5 protein-coding genes and 1 pseudogene are annotated in these 4,606 nt (G+C 73.1%); 3 read left to right on the top strand and 3 right to left on the bottom strand.

The annotated features are described in order from the left end of the window. Nucleotides 1–158: 158 nt before the first annotated feature. Together ND748_RS25750 and ND748_RS25745 are read right to left on the bottom strand one after the other, a co-directional pair. Nucleotides 159–1,394, bottom strand: coding sequence for a sorbosone dehydrogenase family protein (locus ND748_RS25750; protein ID WP_251748677.1), 1,236 nt, complete (start codon nt 1,392–1,394; stop codon nt 159–161). A gap of 158 nt (nt 1,395–1,552) precedes the next feature. Beyond that, nucleotides 1,553–1,738 carry a hypothetical protein gene (locus ND748_RS25745; protein ID WP_251748676.1) on the bottom strand — a complete coding sequence of 62 codons (186 nt, stop codon included), beginning with the start codon at nt 1,736–1,738 and terminating at the stop codon, nt 1,553–1,555. Nucleotides 1,739–2,054: 316 nt separating this feature from the next. Here ND748_RS25745 and ftsE point away from each other — a divergent pair, with 316 nt between their 5' ends. From ftsE to smpB, 3 genes are all read left to right on the top strand, one after another. Then, nucleotides 2,055–2,888, top strand: coding sequence for a cell division ATP-binding protein FtsE (gene ftsE, locus ND748_RS25740; protein WP_251748674.1), 834 nt, complete (start codon nt 2,055–2,057; stop codon nt 2,886–2,888). Beyond that, nucleotides 2,888–3,760 carry a permease-like cell division protein FtsX gene (ftsX, locus tag ND748_RS25735; RefSeq protein WP_251748673.1) on the top strand — a complete coding sequence of 291 codons (873 nt, stop codon included), beginning with the start codon at nt 2,888–2,890 and terminating at the stop codon, nt 3,758–3,760. Before ftsE ends, ftsX begins: the two co-directional genes overlap by 1 nt. A gap of 133 nt (nt 3,761–3,893) precedes the next feature. Continuing rightward, nucleotides 3,894–4,373 carry an SsrA-binding protein SmpB gene (gene smpB, locus ND748_RS25730; protein WP_251748671.1) on the top strand — a complete coding sequence of 160 codons (480 nt, stop codon included), beginning with the start codon at nt 3,894–3,896 and terminating at the stop codon, nt 4,371–4,373. Here smpB and ND748_RS25725 read toward each other — a convergent pair. Then, nucleotides 4,364–4,606, bottom strand: a pseudogene (locus tag ND748_RS25725) (AMP-dependent synthetase); the annotation flags it as partial. The gene smpB and the pseudogene ND748_RS25725 overlap by 10 nt on opposite strands.

Here is a 4,606-nt window from a genome sequence, read left to right as displayed (position 1 = left end):
ACCGGACCTTAACCAGAAATCGTCTAACGTTTACGTGGAAATTTACGGCACCAACTGACCGGTGGCCCAACTGACGGGTGGCCCAAGTGACGGTGGGGCCGGGGGGGTGGTGGCCCCGCGGCCCGGGGCCGCCGCCCGCTCGGTGCTGCCGCGGGCGGTTAGCGCAGGGCGACGATGCGGTCGTCGCCCGGCTTCGGGGTGCCGCGGCCGTCGGTGTTGTTGGTCAGCAGCCACACCGAGCCGTCCGGGGCGGCCACCGCGGCGCGCAGCCGGCCCAGCTCGCCGGTGAACAGCGCCCGCGGCCGACCCCGCACGCTCGCCCCGGCCAGGTCGAGTTCCCACAGCCGCTGCCCGCGCAGCGCCGCCACGTAGAGGGTGCCGCCGCGGATCGCGATCCCGCTCGGGGACGCCTGCGCGGTCGTCCAGGTGACCAGCGGGTTGCGCAACCGGCCGCCGTCGGTGTCGCCGATGCCCTCCACGCCGGGCCAGCCGTAGTTCCCGCCCGGGACGATCAGGTTGATCTCGTCGAGCCTGTCCTGGCCGAACTCCGACGCCCACAGCCGGCCGTCGGAGTCCCAGGCCAGGCCCTGGACGTTGCGGTGACCGAGGCTGTAGACGAGGGAGCCGGGGAACGGGTTGCCCGGCGGGACGCCGCCGTCGGGTCGCATCCGCAGGATCTTGCCGTTAAGGCTGGACCGGTCCTGCGCGCGCGTGCGCACCGTGGCGTCCCCGACGCTGGCGTAGAGCAGGCCGTCGGGTCCGAACCGGATCCGGCCGCCGTTGTGGAACGTGGCGGCGGCGAGCCCGGTGAGGATCGGAGTGGGCGCCTCGGCGTGGTCGCCGGTCAGGCGCAAGCGCACGATCCGGTTGTCCGTGGCCGAGGTGTAGTAGGCGTAGACGAACCGGTCGGTCGCGAAGGTCGGGGAGACCGCGAGTCCCAGCAACCCCGACTCGCCGCGGTGAACCACGCCGGGCAGCCTCGTCACCTCGGTCGCCCGCCCGCCGCCCGCCGGTAGCCGAAGGATTCGCCCGCTGTCGCGTTCGCTGATCAGAGCCTCGCCGGACGGCAGGAAGGCGACATCCCACGGCGCGGTGAGCCCCGTGACCACGGTGCGCAGCCCCGCCGGGACCGTGCCCGTCCCGGTTGGCCCTGCTTGCGTCGCTCCCAGCCTGGTCAACCCCGGACGCGGACTCGCCGAACCCCCGCTCGCCGGTGCGGAAGCGGAAGCGGCGGCGTCAGCGGCGGAGGGCCCGGAACTTCCGCCGCAGGCGACCGCCCCGACGCCGGCCATGGCGAGGACCATGGTGAGCAGGATCAGCCGGTGGACCCGTCCCCGGCCGCGGCGGCATGGGCCGGCCCGCCCAGGGCGCCGGACGAGGACAGAGGGGGACATCGACGCTCCAGGACCGACAGGAACCGGGCGTCGGCCGATCTCGCGCCCGGAGTTCTCCCGTGCCAACGATCGTCGGGGTGCCTGCGTGCCCAGCCCGGCCGCACCCGAGGCGATGTCGCGTGGTGGCCGGAAGGTGGGCCTCGTGGCCCGCGGGGGGCTCAGGCGGCGTGGCGGACGGCCAGGGCGGCGAGCATCAAGACGATCGCGATGATCGCGAGAATGAGCTGCGGGGAGATCGTGACGGAGTTCCGGCGCAGGTACTCCCGCGACGCGCGGCAGGTGGGGCACCGACCCTCGATCACCAGACCCGAGCAGCGCGCGCAGACCAGATCTTCGCTGCCCATGCCGTCTCCTTCCCGCTTGCTGCCGCGGCACGTCGACCGCGGATCCGAGGGATAGTTGCTGGTCCCTCCCGGGTTCCGGCCCGGCACCGCGCCGGCCGTTCCCCGCCCAGTCGCCGGAACGGGATCCGGACGATCGACTCCCCCTCACGGTACGCCCGCGGGCGCCCCTTCGCCTTGCCGGCGAGCGGTGGGTATCCGCTGCCACACAGCGGCCGGCGCGGCTCGCGCCGCGTGCCGCGCCGTCCGGCTCCGGCCACGTCCTACCATCTCCGTCACGGCATGTATGTGATCTGATGCTCTACGTGAGGATGGTGTGGTGATCGTCCTGAGCTCGGTGAGCAAGTGGTACCCCAACGGCGCCCGGCCCGCCCTGATCGACGTCAGCGCCGAGATCGGCGCCGGCGAGTTCGTGTTCCTGGTCGGGCCGTCCGGATCGGGCAAGTCGACGCTGCTGCGGCTGCTGCTGCGCGAGGATCGCGCGACCAGCGGGCAGGTCATCGTCGCCGGCCGGGACGTCGCCCGGATTCCGGATCGGCGGGTTCCGCAGTTGCGTCGGACCGTCGGCTGCGTGTTCCAGGACTTCCGGCTGCTGCCGAACCGGACCGTGGCGGCCAACGTCGCGTTCGCCCTCGACGTGATCGGGCGTCCCCGGCATGTCGTGCGCAGCGTCGTGCCCGAGGTGCTGGATCTGGTCGGGCTGGGGGAGAAGGCGGACCGCTATCCCGACGAGCTGTCCGGCGGCGAGCAGCAACGGGTCGCGATCGCCCGGGCGTTCGTCGGTCGGCCGCGGGTGCTGCTCGCCGACGAGCCGACCGGGAACCTCGACCCGGCCACCAGCATCGAGATCATGAACCTGCTCGATGCCGTCCACCGTGCCGGCACGACCGTCGTCATGGCCACCCACAACGCGTCCCTGGTCGACGCGATGCGGCGCCGGGTGCTCGAACTCGGCGACGGCGCGCTGCTGCGCGACGAGGCCGACGGCCGCTACGACCAGACCATGCCACAACCCCTGCCGCCGTCCGCGCCCCCGCCGCCGTCCGCGTCCCTGCTGCCGCCGTCGGTGCCCGCCCAGCCGACCGGGACGGCGCCGGACGACGGCGGTCGCAGCCCGTGGGCGGCGCCGACGCGCAACGGCCCGGTCGGCTGATGCGCCCAGGCCCGCTGGCCTCGTTGCTGTGGACGGGGCTGCGCCGCAACCTCGCGATGACCGGGGCGGTGATCGTCACGGTGACGATCTGCCTGGCGATGCTCGGCGCGGGCCTGCTGCTGCGCGCCCAGGTGCACACCATCGACGGTTTCCTGCTCGACCAGATCGAGGTCGTCGTCGACCTCTCCGACGCCATCACCCCCGCCGAGCGTTCCGCGCTGGAGGCGGAGATGCACCGTGATCCGCTGGTCGTCGCCGTCCACTACGAGACGAAACAGCAGGTGTACGAGCGGTTCCGCCGCGACTTCCGGGGCTCGCCCGACGTCGTCGCCGGGGTCGGGCCCGAGGACCTGCCCGCGGCCCTGCGGCTGACCCTGGCCGATCCCCGGGCCTCGCGCGACATCGTCGTCACCTACACCGGGCTCGACGGGGTGGAGGCGGTCCGGGATCAGCGCGCCCTGCTCGATCCGCTCTACCGCTTCCTCGACGCCTTCACCGTCGGCGCCTTCACCCTGGCCGCCGTGCAGGCGCTCGCCTCGTTCGCGCTGATCTACACGATGATCCGGATCTCCGCGCATGGCCGCCGCCGGGAGACGGCGATCATGAAGCTGGTCGGGGCGTCGAACGGGACGATCCGGGCACCGTTCGTGCTGGAGAGCGCGGTCGCGGGCCTGACTGGTGGGCTGCTCGCCGCCGGCCTGCTGGTCGCGGCGAAGGTCTTCCTGGTGGACGGCCAGTTCGCCCGGCAGACGATGTTCCCGCTGTTCGGCTGGTCCGCTGTCTGGGCGTCGGCGGTCGTGGTCCTGGCCGCCGGCGTGCTGGCCGCGGCGGTGATGGCGTCGATCGCGCTGCGCCGCCATCTGCGCGTCTGAGTCGCCGCCGCATGATCGATACAATGGTGGACGGCCACCCGCCCGAGGCCGTTCGGGCGTGGGGGCGCAGCCAGGACGTAGGTTCGGGAACGTTCGCGCGAACGTGCGGCAAGTGGGAAGAGGGGCGCAGGCGGTGCCGAAGGAGACGGGGCGCAAGTCGATCGCGCAGAACAAGCGTGCCCGGCATGACTACGACATCCTCGACACGTACGAGGCCGGGCTCGTGCTGCGTGGCACCGAGGTCAAGGCGCTGCGGGCCGGGCGGGCCTCCCTGGTCGACGGGTTCGCCCAGGTCAGCGAGGGCGAGATCTGGCTGCACAATGTGCACATCCCCGAGTACACCGAGGGCACCTGGACGAACCATGCCCCGCGGCGCAAGCGCAAGATGCTGCTGCACCGGGCCGAGATCGAGAAACTGGTCGGCCAGACCCAGGAGGGGGGCCTCACCCTCGTGCCGCTCGCCCTCTACTGGAAGGACGGCCGCGCCAAGATCGAGATCGCCCTGGCCCGCGGCCGCAAGTCCTATGACAAGCGGCACGCTCTCGCCGAGCGGGATGCCGCCCGCGAGATCAGCCGGGAGATGGGCCGCCGCGTCAAGGGCCGCTACCGCTGACCGGCGCCGATGCCGAACGCCTGGCCCAGCTTGACGCCCTGCTGACCACCGACGGAGGCGCGGTGCTCGCCGCCGCGGCCGCGGTCTACGCCGGCGGGGACGGATCGGGCGCGGGCGGCCTCGGTAGGAGAACGTCCGGCCCGGGCGGATCCGGGCGGGGCGGATCCGGCTCGGGTGGACCCGGCAGGAACGCGTCTGGCGGGAGCGCGTCCGGCGGGGGAGGGGCCGGTGGG

It is taken from the genome of Frankia sp. AiPs1, from assembly GCF_023716945.1.
GTDB lineage: Bacteria > Actinomycetota > Actinomycetes > Frankiales > Frankiaceae > Frankia.
This window is presented reverse-complemented; position numbering and strand designations above follow the sequence as displayed.

Excerpts from the sequence above, each read along its gene's own strand:
- ND748_RS25750 (WP_251748677.1), bottom strand. The coding sequence starts at position 1,394 with ATGTCCCCCTCTGTCCTCGTCCGGCGCCCTGGGCGGGCCGGCCCATGC.
- ND748_RS25745 (WP_251748676.1), bottom strand. The coding sequence starts at position 1,738 with ATGGGCAGCGAAGATCTGGTCTGCGCGCGCTGCTCGGGTCTGGTGATC.
- ftsX (WP_251748673.1), top strand. The coding sequence starts at position 2,888 with ATGCGCCCAGGCCCGCTGGCCTCGTTGCTGTGGACGGGGCTGCGCCGC.